The 12237-nt window shown below is 57.0% G+C and carries 14 protein-coding genes; 2 read left to right on the top strand and 12 right to left on the bottom strand.

The window, feature by feature from the left end:
- Positions 1-27 precede the first annotated feature (27 nt).
- Positions 28-2193, bottom strand: coding sequence for a ferrous iron transport protein B (feoB, locus tag FYJ52_RS00605; RefSeq protein ID WP_154575326.1), 2166 nt, complete (start codon positions 2191-2193; stop codon positions 28-30).
- Positions 2194-2220: 27 nt separating this feature from the next.
- Positions 2221-2442, bottom strand: coding sequence for a FeoA family protein (locus FYJ52_RS00600; RefSeq protein WP_154575325.1), 222 nt, complete (start codon positions 2440-2442; stop codon positions 2221-2223).
- A 302-nt stretch (positions 2443-2744) separates the two neighbouring features.
- Here FYJ52_RS00600 and FYJ52_RS00595 point away from each other — a divergent pair, with 302 nt between their 5' ends.
- On the top strand, positions 2745-2969 hold the full coding sequence (locus FYJ52_RS00595; RefSeq protein WP_154575324.1) for a hypothetical protein: 225 nt from the start codon (positions 2745-2747) through the stop codon (positions 2967-2969).
- Positions 2970-3092: 123 nt separating this feature from the next.
- Here FYJ52_RS00595 and FYJ52_RS00590 read toward each other — a convergent pair whose 3' ends face one another.
- The 9 genes from FYJ52_RS00590 to FYJ52_RS00550 all read right to left on the bottom strand — a co-directional run bounded on the left by FYJ52_RS00590 (position 3093) and on the right by FYJ52_RS00550 (position 11225).
- Positions 3093-3368 carry a helix-turn-helix domain-containing protein gene (locus FYJ52_RS00590; RefSeq protein ID WP_154575323.1) on the bottom strand — a complete coding sequence of 92 codons (276 nt, stop codon included), beginning with the start codon at positions 3366-3368 and terminating at the stop codon, positions 3093-3095.
- 111 nt (positions 3369-3479) lie between these two features.
- The gene (locus FYJ52_RS00585; protein ID WP_154575322.1) at positions 3480-4643 is read right to left on the bottom strand and encodes an Mbeg1-like protein; all 1164 of its coding nucleotides are present in this window, start codon (positions 4641-4643) and stop codon (positions 3480-3482) included.
- A gap of 107 nt (positions 4644-4750) precedes the next feature.
- Positions 4751-5542: a tryptophan synthase subunit alpha gene (trpA, locus tag FYJ52_RS00580; protein ID WP_154575321.1), complete on the bottom strand. Its 792-nt coding sequence runs from the start codon at positions 5540-5542 to the stop codon at positions 4751-4753.
- Positions 5535-6725, bottom strand: a complete 1191-nt coding sequence (trpB, locus tag FYJ52_RS00575) for a tryptophan synthase subunit beta (protein WP_154575320.1) — start codon at positions 6723-6725, stop codon at positions 5535-5537. The genes trpA and trpB overlap by 8 nt, the downstream gene beginning before the upstream one ends.
- A gap of 19 nt (positions 6726-6744) precedes the next feature.
- Positions 6745-7368, bottom strand: a complete 624-nt coding sequence (locus FYJ52_RS00570; protein WP_154575319.1) for a phosphoribosylanthranilate isomerase — start codon at positions 7366-7368, stop codon at positions 6745-6747.
- A 1-nt stretch (position 7369) separates the two neighbouring features.
- Entirely contained in the window at positions 7370-8155 is a 786-nt protein-coding gene (gene trpC / locus FYJ52_RS00565; protein ID WP_154575318.1) for an indole-3-glycerol phosphate synthase TrpC, read from the bottom strand.
- A gap of 1 nt (position 8156) precedes the next feature.
- The gene (gene trpD, locus FYJ52_RS00560) at positions 8157-9176 is read right to left on the bottom strand and encodes an anthranilate phosphoribosyltransferase (protein WP_154575317.1); all 1020 of its coding nucleotides are present in this window, start codon (positions 9174-9176) and stop codon (positions 8157-8159) included.
- Positions 9177-9186: 10 nt separating this feature from the next.
- Entirely contained in the window at positions 9187-9762 is a 576-nt protein-coding gene (locus tag FYJ52_RS00555; protein ID WP_154575316.1) for an anthranilate synthase component II, read from the bottom strand.
- Positions 9759-11225 carry an anthranilate synthase component I family protein gene (locus tag FYJ52_RS00550; RefSeq protein WP_154575315.1) on the bottom strand — a complete coding sequence of 489 codons (1467 nt, stop codon included), beginning with the start codon at positions 11223-11225 and terminating at the stop codon, positions 9759-9761. Before FYJ52_RS00550 ends, FYJ52_RS00555 begins: the two co-directional genes overlap by 4 nt.
- 472 nt (positions 11226-11697) lie before the next feature.
- On the opposite strand from FYJ52_RS00550, the gene FYJ52_RS00545 reads away from it, so the two are divergent.
- Complete coding sequence (locus FYJ52_RS00545) at positions 11698-12030, top strand: hypothetical protein (RefSeq protein WP_154575314.1); 333 nt, start codon at positions 11698-11700, stop codon at positions 12028-12030.
- Here FYJ52_RS00545 and FYJ52_RS00540 read toward each other — a convergent pair.
- Positions 12027-12194, bottom strand: coding sequence for a hypothetical protein (locus tag FYJ52_RS00540; RefSeq protein WP_154575313.1), 168 nt, complete (start codon positions 12192-12194; stop codon positions 12027-12029). The genes FYJ52_RS00545 and FYJ52_RS00540 overlap by 4 nt on opposite strands.
- Positions 12195-12237: the final 43 nt, after the last annotated feature.

The following is a 12237-nucleotide window of genomic DNA, read 5'->3' as shown; positions in this document are numbered from 1 at the left end:
TTCAATTTAAATTTCTATTTCAGAAGCTCAGCCAATGGACACGTCTTCTGCGTGTGCGGCGTCTAAAAGTTTTTTGTTGGGGTCCGGTCTGACGAGCAGATAAACGAAGCCGATCACAATCAGGATGGCCACTGCCGGGCCGAAGCCGAAACCGTGTGCGCCGGCGATGAGTCCGCCGAGCTGATTGATGACCAACGCCACCAGATAAGCGAGCAGGCATTCGTAGCCGATCGCTCTTGCGGTCCATTTGCCGGAGTTCATTTCCGTGCGGATGGCGCCGATAGCTGCAAAGCAAGGGGCGCAGAGCAGGTTGAAAGCCAGGAAGGAATAGGCGGTAATCGGCGTATAGGATTTTGCGACATTCGCCCACAGATGGGCGCTTCCCGCTTCCGCGCTGGACGCCGCGTGGTAGAGAATCCCAAAGGTCCCGACGACGTTTTCCTTGGCGATGAGGCCGGTCACCGTGGCCACAACCGGTTTCCACGTTCCCCATCCCAGCGGGATGAAGATAAAAGCGAGGCCATTGCCAATGGCGGCCAAAATCGAGTGATCGATGTTTTCGACCATCCCAAAGGATCCGCCTTCGACGCCGAAGGCCTGGAGGAACCAAATCAAAATGGTGGCCAGGGTGATGATCGTGCCGGCCTTCTTCAAGAAGTGGGAGGCTCTATCCCAAACCGAGCGGAGCACATCCACCAGACGCGGCCAGTGATAGGCCGGCAGTTCCATGACAAAGGGGGCCGGATCACCGGCGAACCATTTGGTTTTCTTCAAAATGATCCCCGAGCAGATGATGGCGGCAATTCCCATGAAATAAGCCGAGGTCGCCACCGCGCCGCTGCCGCCGAAGACCGCGCCTGAAATCAGCGCGATGATGGGCAGTTTAGCTGAACACGGGATGAACGTCGTCGTCATGATGGTCATCCGTCGGTCGCGGTCGTTTTCAATGGTCCGCGTCCCCATGACGCCCGGAACACCGCAGCCGCTGCCGATCAAAATCGGAATGAAGGATTTGCCCGACAGGCCGAATTTTCTAAATACCCGGTCGAGGACAAAGGCAATCCGCGCCATGTAGCCGCAACTTTCCAGCAGAGCTAGAAAGAAGAAGAAAACCATCATCTGCGGCAGAAAGCCGATCACCGAGCCGACCCCGGCGATGATCCCGTCGACGACGAGGCCTGTCAGCCACGGCGCCACATGGGCGGCAGTCATAGCGCCGCGCGCGGCGTTGGTGATCCAGTCGCCGACGAGCACATCGTTGACCCAGTCCGTGGCCATCGTGCCGATGGTCGTAATCGAAACGTAATAAACGAGGAACATGATCCCAACAAAGATGGGCAGGCCCAAAATGCGGTTGGTGACGATCCGGTCTATTTTATCCGAAACGGACAATTTGCCGGCGTTTTTCTTGACGTACGTGTCCTTAACCCAATCGGCGATCACGTCGTAGCGTTCGCATGTGATAATGGATTCGGCGTCGTCGTCCAATTCCTTTTCGCAGGCAATGACGTCTTCTCTCGCGTGGGCGACCTTTTTAGGATCGAGATGAAGGGGCGCCAGCGCTTTTTCGTCATTTTCAAAAACTTTGACCGAATACCAGCGCTGTTCTTCCTCCGGCAAATCGTGGAGCAGAGCCTCTTCGATATGGGCCAGGCAATGTTCCACCGGTCCGGAGAAGCGGTGGGCCGGCACGTATTTTTTCTTTGATTCCGCGAGCTGCAACGCCGTTTCGACCAATTCGTTCACTCCGCGGCCCTTCAGCGCCGAAATCGGCACCACCGGGCAGCCGGTGATTTTGGATAGCTTTTTATAATCTATTTTATCGCCGGCTTTTTCGATCAAGTCGAGCATGTTGACGGCGATCACCGTCGGAATGCCGCATTCCAAAACCTGAGTCGTTAAATACAAATTGCGCTCCAGGTTGGCGCCGTCGATGATGTTGATGATGGCATCGGGCCGCTCCTGAATGATGTAATCCCGGGCGACCACTTCTTCGAGCGTGTAAGGCGACAGTGAGTAAATCCCCGGAAGGTCCGTGATGGTGACCTCTTTATGGCCTTTCAGCCGGCCTTCCTTCTTTTCAACGGTAACCCCCGGCCAGTTCCCGACGTATTGGTTGGCGCCGGTCAGCGAGTTGAACAAAGTGGTCTTCCCGCAGTTCGGATTGCCGGCCAAGGCAATAATCTTTGACATGTTATGACTCCCTTTCTCTTTCCTTTTTTATTCCACTTCGACCATGCCCGCGTCTTCTTTGCGAAGACTCAGTTCGTAGTTGCGCACCGTGATTTCAATGGGATCCCCGAGGGGCGCGACCTTTCGAACGACGATCGCCTGACCCTTCGTCAGCCCCATATCCATGATGCGCTTTTTAATCGGGCCTGCCCCGTGAATTTTTTTAATTCTTACCGTGCTCCCCACGTCAACGTCTTTGAGCGTTGCCATCAATCTGCCTCCTTTTTCTGCTGTACAATCTTTTATTCAATGCTGATGTCGTTTGTCAAATCAAACACATTTTGTCTTATCAAACTATGTTCGTCTGTCCTAACGGCAAACAGAGTTTAGCATCCCTAATTTCTCTTGTCAAGGTATTTTATGCTATTTTGTTCGAATGAACAAGCAAATTTCCTTTAGTTTAAAATCAGTCTAAATTAAGGTTGGGTATGTAAAATAAAACCGCTTAAATCTTTATAACCTACTGAAAAATTGGTATCATAAATTCAGCATTCTCTAAGGAGGTCATCCCATTGAAACAACCACAATCTATTCTAATTAAAGATACGACCCGTGAAGAACGGGAACGCATTGTCGCCCGGGCCTTAAGCGTCTGCGGCGGTTCCTGCAATTTCTGCAATGGCTGCGGCAGTCTCGGCAGCGGCCGGCTGGAATCGATGTACGAGCCCTATTTTGCGGGCGAAAAGGAAATCGCTGAAATCAATATGGAAATCCACGGCGGAATCGTCAAAGGATAAACCCGCCGAAAATTAAAATAAGAAAAAAATAAACCCACTTCCTGCGATTGTGAATCTGCTGCCCTGCCGGGCAGGGTGCAGACCGCGCTTGTCGCGAAGTGGGTTTTGCTGTCGGATTAATTTTTATTCTTCCTCGCCGTCGTCCGCCTTGGGTTCAAAGGTGAGACGGATTTCCCGGTTCAACGCCTTGGCGAGCCGCATTAACGTCTTGGCGGACGGGTTCGCGTTGCCGTTTTCAATCCGGCTGATATCGCTCTGGGAAATGCCAGTCAGTTTCGAGAGCTCTTTCTGGGTCATGCCCAATGCGTGCCGGCTGTTGATAATGCCCTGGCTGATTTGTTCGATCAATCCCGGCCATTCATCACTCAGTGTCCAATCTATTGTTTCACTTGTTTTCATGTTGTGCTTCCTTTGTCGTTTTCCTAATGACTCAACCGTTTTTATTCATGATCTTGTTATATATTATATTAATTTTATCGTAAAAAGACAATATCATCCGCTTGATTTTTATTATTTTTTAAGTTTATCAGGCAGTGAAAGCTTCATCTCGGGGAGTTTGTCCTCGATGCCCTTGAGCCAATGCTCAGATTTTTCGCCGGCGACGGCGCCCCCTTGTTTCAAAAGGTCGAGGGTGACCTTGATGAACTGCTGGCGCGCGGCCTCCGGCATATTTTTCAGCGCGCGCACGCATTTGGCCAGAGAGACGAAGCGCTTGTTCGCCAGATCGTCCATCTGATCGAGACTCTCGCCGAAAATGCTGAAAAGGCTGTCGACGAAATGCCGCCGGTCGGCGTCGCTCTCGCCCTCAATCCACCGGCTTAAGGTGTCCTCGATGTACAGGCTTAAGGCGGTGCGCCCGCCGGGAACGAAGTCTTTCCCAAGGACCTGCCAGCTGAAGCCGTCGTGCTGGACGATGCCCTGGGCGTCGCTTTCGACAACGGTGTGGGGCGTGTCGCCGGACATCAGCACGCCGATGACCGATGCCGACGGAATGAGGTGTACAATCCGGTCCCGCACCGCCAGATAGCCTGCCCGGCTGACGAAGGCCTCCCGAAAGCCGGGGCCGTCGTTGCTGTAGATGCGGTCGATCCGGGCCCTCACCCCCGGCGCGGCCATGGCCGCCGCGTACACGGCGAAATTGCCGCCCTTGGAATGGCCGCCGACCATCAGATGATCCCCGCGCCCTGCGAAGTGGCGGTTCAGATAGGCGGCTGACTGGCGCTGGCCCTCCGTCTCGGGCAGATAGGAGAGATTGAAATCCTCTTTCCAGCCCACAAAGGAGTCGTCGGTGCCGCGAAAAGCCACGTAATGGTGTTGGTCAGGCATCTCAAAGGTGACTGCCGCCATCTGCCCCTCTGCCGAATCGCTCACGCGGCTGACAAAGGCGCGCATCAGCACATCCCGGAAGCGCCTTGTCCTTGCGGCTTCGAGGAGCAGCGAAACCGCTTTCTGTTTGTAGACCGAAAAGGACGCCGCTTGCTTCTCATCCTCGCCGGCTTTGTAGCGCGCTGCCGCTTCTGCGAGGGTGACGCCGACCTCCCAGGCCTCCGGCACGGCGTCTTCCAAATCGACGTAAACCAGCTCTGAAAAAATCAAATTGTCGACGGCGTTAAATCCGTCTATTTCCATCTGGATATCGCCCCGCCATTTCAGATAATCAAAAAGATTGGCCACAGCGGCCCTCCTTCCCCTCTTATTCTTGGCTTTCCATTATATCAAAAAAGCGCCTTCGGGGCATTGAACTGCCGCAAAAGCGCTTGAATCCTTAAGGTTTTCCCGAGTTAAAGATCGGCGATGGCGTCTTTCATGGATTTGACGTAGGCGCCCACCGGTTCTGCCGCATCACGCCCGTATTGCTCGAGCCTGCGGACAATGGCCGAGCCGACGATGGCGCCGTCGGCCTTCTGAGCCATTGTTCTGGCCTGTTCCGGCGTCGAAATGCCGAAGCCGATGGCGCAGGGAATGTCCGTGTTCTGCCGGACCACGTCCACAATGGCGCCGATATCGGTGGTAATTGCCTGGCGCTCGCCGGTGACGCCGAGGCTGGAGACGATGTAGAGAAAGCCTTCCGCTTCCTTGGCGATCATCGCGATGCGATCGTGTGAGGTCGGCGCGATCATCGAGATCAGGCTCAAGCCGTATTGCTGGCAGATCGGCTGAAAATCAGCTTTTTCTTCGTAGGGCACGTCCGGCAGGATCAGCCCGTCGATGCCGATTTTGCTGCAGATTTTGACGAATTTTTCCGTGCCGTAGGAGTAGACCACGTTGGCGTAGGTCATGAACACCATCGGAATGTCCACGTCGCGTCTCAGATCCTCGACAAATTCAAAAATTTTATCGGTCGTGACGCCGCCGGCGAGGGCGCGGATATTGGCGCCCTGAATCACCGGGCCTTCCGCCGTCGGGTCAGAGAACGGAATGCCCAGCTCGATGAGATCGGCGCCGTTCGCTGCCGCCTGGCGCACCACTTTGCCGGTGGTTTCAAGATCGGGATCGCCGCAGGTGATAAAGGCGACGAAGGCCTTGCCGTGATCAAAGGCCTTGGCAATGCGATTGGTTTTGTGATCAGTCATGGAGATCCTCCCCTCTGTAGCGTGCGATGGCGGCGACGTCTTTGTCCCCGCGCCCGGAAATGGTGATGACAATGATTTGGTCTTTGTCCATTTTCGGCGCGATTTTCATGGCGTAGGCCACCGCGTGGGCCGATTCGATGGCCGGGATGATGCCTTCGATTCGAGACAGGTATTCAAAGGCTTCTACGGCTTCCTCGTCGGTGATGGCGACGTATTGGGCGCGGCCGATGTCGTGCAGGTGGGCGTGTTCCGGCCCAATGCCCGGGTAGTCCAGCCCGGCCGAGATGGAATACACCGGGGCGATCTGGCCGTATTTATCCTGGCAGAAATAGGATTTCATGCCGTGGAAGATGCCGAGGCGGCCGGTGTTGATCGTCGCCGCCGTTTCGAAGGTGTCGATGCCGCGGCCCGCCGCTTCGCAGCCGATGAGGGCCACGTCCTTGTCGTCGATGAAGTTGTAGAAGGAGCCGATGGCGTTGGAACCGCCGCCGACACAGGCGATGACGGCGTCAGGCAGCCGGCCTTCCTTGTCGAGGATCTGGGCCTTGATTTCCTTGGAAATCACCGCCTGGAAATCCCGGACGATGGTCGGAAACGGGTGGGGCCCCATGACCGAGCCGAGGCAGTAATGGGTGTCGGCGATCCGGCTGGTCCATTCGCGCATCGCTTCGGACACCGCGTCTTTGAGGGTGCCGGTGCCGGAGGTGACGGGCACCACGTCCGCGCCGAGCAGGCGCATCCGGTAGACGTTGAGGGCCTGGCGCTTCGTGTCTTCAATGCCCATGAAGACGACGCATTCCATGCCGAGCAGGGCCGCCACCGTCGCCGTCGCGACGCCGTGCTGGCCCGCGCCGGTTTCAGCGATGAGCCGGGTCTTGCCCATTTTCTTCGCGAGCAGCGCCTGCCCGAGCACGTTGTTGATTTTGTGGGCGCCGGTGTGGTTGAGGTCTTCGCGCTTTAAATAAATCTTCGCGCCGCCGAGGTCCTCGGTCATGTGCTTCGCTTCGTAAAGCAGGGATGGCCGCCCCGCGTAATTGACCATTAAATCGTTGAGCTCCCGGTTAAATGCCGGGTTGTCTTTGTAGTGATCGTAGGCAGCTTCAAGTTCGATGACGGCATTCATCAATGTTTCCGGGATGTACTGTCCCCCGTGAATGCCAAAGCGTCCCCTTGGATTTGTCATAATGTTTTTCCTTTCTGTTCTATTTCATGTGATCGTAATGCCGGACCTGATCCACAAAGCGGCGGATCTTGGTCCCGTCTTTTTGGCCATTCGTTTCGATGCCGGAGCTGACGTCGACGCCCCAGGGCGACAGGGTCTTAAGGGCTTCTGTGATGTTTTCAGGCGAGAGTCCCCCGGCCAGAAGATAAGGCCGGCTGACGTCTTTCGCGAGTTTCCAGTTGAAGGTTTCGCCGCTGCCGCCGCCCTTGGCGTCGAGGAGAATGAGATCTGCGGCGCTGGCTTCGGCCCGCTTCACATCTTCTGCGTTTCTCACGGCGACGGCCTGAAGAACCGGTGTGCCTTCGGGAATCAGCGCCCTGAGTGCTTGAATCGTTTGATTCGTCTCATGACCGTGGAGCTGAATGCCGTCGGCAATGCCTTCTTTAATATAGGCGGCCATGGCTTCAGGCGCCGCGTCGACGAACACGCCGACAGTCCGGATGCCCGGCGCCAGCTGCGCTTTAAGTCTTAAGGCCTTTTCCCGGCTCACGTACCGGCGGCTCTTTTCTGCGAAGATGAAGCCGATCATGTCGGGCTTTTGCGCGTTGGCCGTCTCAATGTCCGCTGGGCGCATCATGCCGCAGAGCTTGATGTGGGTGTGCATGTCACGCCTCCCCTTTGAGGGCCTTGAGGGCCGCTGTCTTGTCCGCCGCCCGCATCAGGGCTTCCCCCACGAGCACGGCGTCAGCGCCAAAGGCCCGGATATTTTCGACGTCTTCCGGCGTTTTGACGCCAGATTCCGAAATAAAGGCCACGTCCTCCGGCACCAGATCCCGCAGGGCCCGGCTGTTGTCGGTATTGACCGAAAAATCTTTGAGGTTCCGGTTGTTGACCCCGACGATGCGCGCGCCGGCAGCTAGGGCCGTCTGGATTTCTGCCGCGTCGTGAGCCTCCACCACCGCCGAAAGCCCGAGGGCGTCGCAACGCTTAAGGTAGCGGCGCAGCTCTTCAGGTTCCGTGATCGCGACGATGAGGAGCACCGCCGAGGCCCCCATGACTTTCGCCTGGTCGATCATGTAATCATCGACCGTAAAATCTTTTCGAAGGACCGGAATCTTTACGTTTTTCACGATCTCTTCGAGATAAGCGTCCTGGCCTAAGAACCATTTGGGCTCGGTCAGGCATGAGATCGCGTCGGCACCGGCTGTCTCATAAGCCTTGGCGATGTCGAGATACGGGAAATCCGGGGCGATGAGTCCCTTCGAGGGGGAGGCCTTCTTGCACTCGCAGATGAAGGCAAGGCCCGGCTTTTTGAGGGCCTGCTCAAATTCGAAATGGCCGGGGGCCAGGCTGTCCGCAGCCTCGCGCATGGCCGCCGCGCTGACCTGTGTTTTCGCCTCGGCCACGCGCGCCCGGGCGTGATCCGCCAATTGGTCCAGAATGTTTTTCATCTTACGCCTGGCTCGTTTCGATGATGGTTTGAAGCTGGGCCGCCGCCGCGCCGGAATCGATCAGTTCTTCGGCGCGCTTGACGCCTTCGGCCATCGTGTCGGTCTTCTGGGCGATGGTCAAGGCCGCTGCCGCGTTGAGCACCGCCGCGCCGCGCTTCGGTCCCCTTTCCTTCCCGGCGAGGATGTCTCTTAAGATCTGGGCGTTTTCTTCGGGGCTGCCGCCGCGGATGTCGTCCTTCGTGCCGCGCTTCAGGCCGAAGTCTTCCGGCGCGATGGTCGTCGTCCGGTACCAGCCGTCCTTAAATTCGCAGAGCTTGGTCGGCGCTGAAATCGAGATTTCGTCGAGCTTGTCGGTGCCGTAGACGACCATGCCCCGCTTGACGCCCAGCTGGGTCATGACTTGGGCCAGGGGTTCGACCAGATAGCCGTCGTACACGCCGAGGAGCTGCATGTCCGGCCGGCACGGGTTGGTCAAAGGCCCCAAGATATTGAATACGGTGCGGAAGCCCAGCTCCTTGCGGATCGCGCCGACGTATTTCATTGACGTGTGGTATTTCTGGGCGAAGAAGAAGCACATGTTCGCCTTCGCGATCATTTCCTTCACCTTGTCCGGGTCCTGTTCGATGTTGACGCCGAGGGCTTCGAGGCAGTCGGCCGTCCCGCATTTGGAGGAGGCGGCGCGGTTGCCGTGCTTGGCGACCTTGACCCCGCCGGCCGCCGAGATGATGGCCGCCGTCGTCGAGATGTTGAAGCTCTGGGCGTTGTCGCCGCCGGTGCCGACGATTTCCAGCACCGGTTCGTCGAAGTGGACCGGTGTCGCGTGTTCGCGCATCGCCGCCGCGCAGCCGGAAATTTCCGCGATGGTTTCGGCCCGGGTGCTCTTGGTGGACAGCGCCGCGAGGAAGGCCGCGTTCTGGGTCGGGGTGGTCTTCCCGCTCATGATTTCGTTCATCACGGCGTAGGCTTCGTCGTAGGTTAAATCTTCTTTGCTGACGATTTTGATAATGGCTTCTTTTATCATGGGGTCTCCTTTACTGTTCTGCAATCGCTAAAAAATTCTTCAAAATCTGTTTGCCCTTGGGGGTCAAGATCGACTCCGGATGGAATTGAATACCGTAGATTTTTTTCGCCTCGTCGGCGATGGCCATGACCTCGCCGTCGTCGGTTTCGGCGATGACCTTGAGATTGTCCGGCAGCGTGCTGCGGTCGACGGCCAGCGAGTGGTAGCGCCCGGCCTGGATCACCTTCGGGCAGCCCGCAAACAGGGGGCTTGCCTGGTCGACTTTAACCGCCGAAGCCTTGCCGTGCATGAGGCGTTTTGCGTAGGTGACGGTGGCGCCAAGGGCTTCGCCGATGGCCTGATGGCCGAGGCAGATGCCGAGGATCGGGATCTTGCCGCCGAGCTCCCGGACGACGTCCTCGATGACGCCGGCGTCTTTCGGGCGCCCCGGCCCGGGCGAGAGGATGATCGCGTCCGGGGCCATCGCTTCGATCTCGGCGACGGTTTTGTCGTCGTTGCGGATGACGGTGATCGACGGGTCGAGACTCCCGACCACCTGGTACAGATTGTAGGAAAAGCTGTCGTAATTATCGATGAGTAAAATCATGCGTTGACCTCCTCAGCCAGCTTCAGGGCCTCGACGACCGCCTTGGCCTTGTTCAAGCATTCCTGATATTCCTTTTCCGGGACGGAATCGGCGACGATGCCGGCACCGCTTCTGACGAAGACCTTGCCGCCCCGCTTGTAGGCCAGGCGGATCGCGATGCCGACGTCCATGTTGCCGGTAAAATCGATGTAGCCGATGGCGCCGCCGTAAATGCCGCGCTTCTGCCCTTCCAGCTCGCCGATGATCTGGCAGGCCCGAATCTTCGGCGCGCCGGACAGGGTGCCGGCGGGCAGGGCCGCCGAGATGGCGTCGAGGGCGTCCTTATCGTCCTGAATTTTCCCGCGGACGGTGGAGCCGATGTGCATGACGTGGGAGTAGCGCTCGATGACGTGAAGCTTCTCCACTTTGACGGTGCCGAATTTGGAGATCCGGCCCAGGTCGTTGCGGCCGAGATCGACGAGCATGTCGTGCTCTGCCAGCTCTTTTTCGTCCTGGCGCAGGTCGGCCTCGAGGGCCTGATCCTCGGCCTCCGTCGCGCCCCGCGGACGGGTCCCGGCGAGGGGGAAGGTGTGCAGGACGCCGTCCTTGAGCTTGACCAACGTCTCCGGCGAGGCGCCGGCGATTTCGACGTCGGTGCCGGAGAAATAAAACATGTAGGGCGAAGGGTTGGTCGTGCGCAGCACCCGGTAGGTGTTGAGCAGGCTGCCTTCGTACGGGGCGACGAGGCCATTGCCGATGACGGCCTGGAAGATGTCCCCTTCGCGGATGTGGGCCTTGGTCGTCTCGACCATGTCGCAGTACTTGGCTTTGTCGAACATCGGGGTGAGCTCGCCCTTGAGCCGGCCGGCCGGTTCTTTCTTCTTGACGCCGCATTTGATGAGCTCGGCCAAATGCTTCACGTCCATTTCGGCCTTTCTGTAGCCGGTTTCCGGATCCTTTAAATCGGCGTTGGCAATCAAAATGATTTTCTGGGCGATGTGGTCGAAAGCGATGACTTTGTCGAAGAGCATCACGTCGATGTCGTTGAAGGATTCCGGGTCGGCCTGGGCGGTGCGGATGGACGGCTCAGCGTAGCCGAAGCTTTCAAAGGCGAAATAGCCCACCAGCCCGCCGGTGAAGGACGGAAAGCCCTCGAGCTTCGGGCTTTTGTACTTCGCGAGCACGTCCCTAAGCACCGCCTTCGGGTCGTCGGTGGTCAGGCTGACGTCCCCGACCTGCATACGGCCGTCCTTACAGGTGATGGCCAGCTTCGGATCAAACCCGAGGAAGGTGTATTGTCCCCAGTTTTCCCGGTGGACCACTGACTCGAGGACGTAGCAGTGGGCGGACACGTTTTTCAAAATCTTGAGGGCCTCGATGGGCGTGCACCGATCGGCGAGAATCTCGGTTTTCACCGGACAGACCCGGTATTTCCCGGAGGCCGCAATGGCTTTCACTTCCGTAAGCTTTGGGTAGACTTCCATTTTCATTCTCCTTTGGATAAGTGTCGCGACGTTTTCTGTCCCGGATTTTTCTGTAATAAAAAAGTCCCTGACAGAAGTATTTTCTGTCAAGGACGAATCATTCTAAAATATCCGCGTTGCCACCTTGATTCACAGGTATGACCCTGTGCCCTTAGCGAAGTACCAACATACTCCCGGCAACTAACGTATGCCCACACGTCGCAGAATACTCGGCTCGCGCCTTTCACTGCGCCCTCAACGGTCCATTTGTTCAGCTTGTTTTCTCCCCGGCTCTCAGCCCCCCGGAGTCTCTGTATGAGCATCACTGACGTTATCTCCGTCTCGACGGTTTGGTGTCGCTTATTAAATTTGTATACAATATAGCACGAAATTTTTCCTTTGTCAAATGCCGATTCAAAATTTTTTAAGCCGGCTCTTCCCCTTTTGTGTATAATAAAATCATATTTTAAATTTATTATTCAACGAGGTTATGATGCAATCTAAATCGATTTTTGTCTCTATTCTTTTCGGCGTGCTCTCAGTGCTCGGCGGGGCCTTCACCTTTGCGCAGATTCGCGCGATGAACCGCCCGCTGATCATCCTGGGCTTTATCTTCGTCGCGGCGGTGGTGGCGGCGGGCATGTTCTGGCTGTTCACCCTGAGCCGAAACGAAACGGAGGTCAAGACCTTCCGCGCCTGCGGCGTCGTCTGGCTCATCTCGCTGCTGCTCACCCTGGTTTTTCTCGTCTTTGGGCTGGCGTCGGCGGTGACGGCAAAAAAAATCAGCTGGGTGTTGACCGCAGCTGACGGGCTGTTGCGCCGTTAAATCTGAACCGTACGCACGACGGCTGGCACCGGCGCCTGCGCCGATTTGGCCGACTTTTTCGACGTCGACGTGAAGTGGCGGAAGGCCGCCAGACCGATGAGTGCAAAAAACAATACGAGGCAGACGATGAACAAATTCCGTCTGTCTTTGGGGTCTTGCTGCATAATTTCTCCTTTGTGGCATGACTTACGTCAATTTTTTCAGCCG

The sequence above is a fragment of the Pseudoramibacter porci genome, from assembly GCF_009696145.1.
Classification (GTDB): domain Bacteria; phylum Bacillota; class Clostridia; order Eubacteriales; family Eubacteriaceae; genus Pseudoramibacter; species Pseudoramibacter porci.
Note: the sequence above shows the minus strand (reverse complement) of the source record. Positions and strands in the feature narration are given on the sequence as shown.

Coding starts and splice junctions, on each gene's coding strand:
- feoB (WP_154575326.1), bottom strand. CDS start 2,193: ATGTCAAAGATTATTGCCTTGGCCGGCAATCCGAACTGCGGGAAGACC.
- FYJ52_RS00600 (WP_154575325.1), bottom strand. CDS start 2,442: ATGGCAACGCTCAAAGACGTTGACGTGGGGAGCACGGTAAGAATTAAA.
- FYJ52_RS00590 (WP_154575323.1), bottom strand. CDS start 3,368: ATGAAAACAAGTGAAACAATAGATTGGACACTGAGTGATGAATGGCCG.
- trpA (WP_154575321.1), bottom strand. CDS start 5,542: ATGACTGATCACAAAACCAATCGCATTGCCAAGGCCTTTGATCACGGC.
- trpB (WP_154575320.1), bottom strand. CDS start 6,725: ATGACAAATCCAAGGGGACGCTTTGGCATTCACGGGGGACAGTACATC.
- FYJ52_RS00570 (WP_154575319.1), bottom strand. CDS start 7,368: ATGCACACCCACATCAAGCTCTGCGGCATGATGCGCCCAGCGGACATT.
- trpC (WP_154575318.1), bottom strand. CDS start 8,155: ATGAAAAACATTCTGGACCAATTGGCGGATCACGCCCGGGCGCGCGTG.
- trpD (WP_154575317.1), bottom strand. CDS start 9,176: ATGATAAAAGAAGCCATTATCAAAATCGTCAGCAAAGAAGATTTAACC.
- FYJ52_RS00555 (WP_154575316.1), bottom strand. CDS start 9,762: ATGATTTTACTCATCGATAATTACGACAGCTTTTCCTACAATCTGTAC.
- FYJ52_RS00550 (WP_154575315.1), bottom strand. CDS start 11,225: ATGGAAGTCTACCCAAAGCTTACGGAAGTGAAAGCCATTGCGGCCTCC.
- FYJ52_RS00545 (WP_154575314.1), top strand. CDS start 11,698: ATGCAATCTAAATCGATTTTTGTCTCTATTCTTTTCGGCGTGCTCTCA.
- FYJ52_RS00540 (WP_154575313.1), bottom strand. CDS start 12,194: ATGCAGCAAGACCCCAAAGACAGACGGAATTTGTTCATCGTCTGCCTC.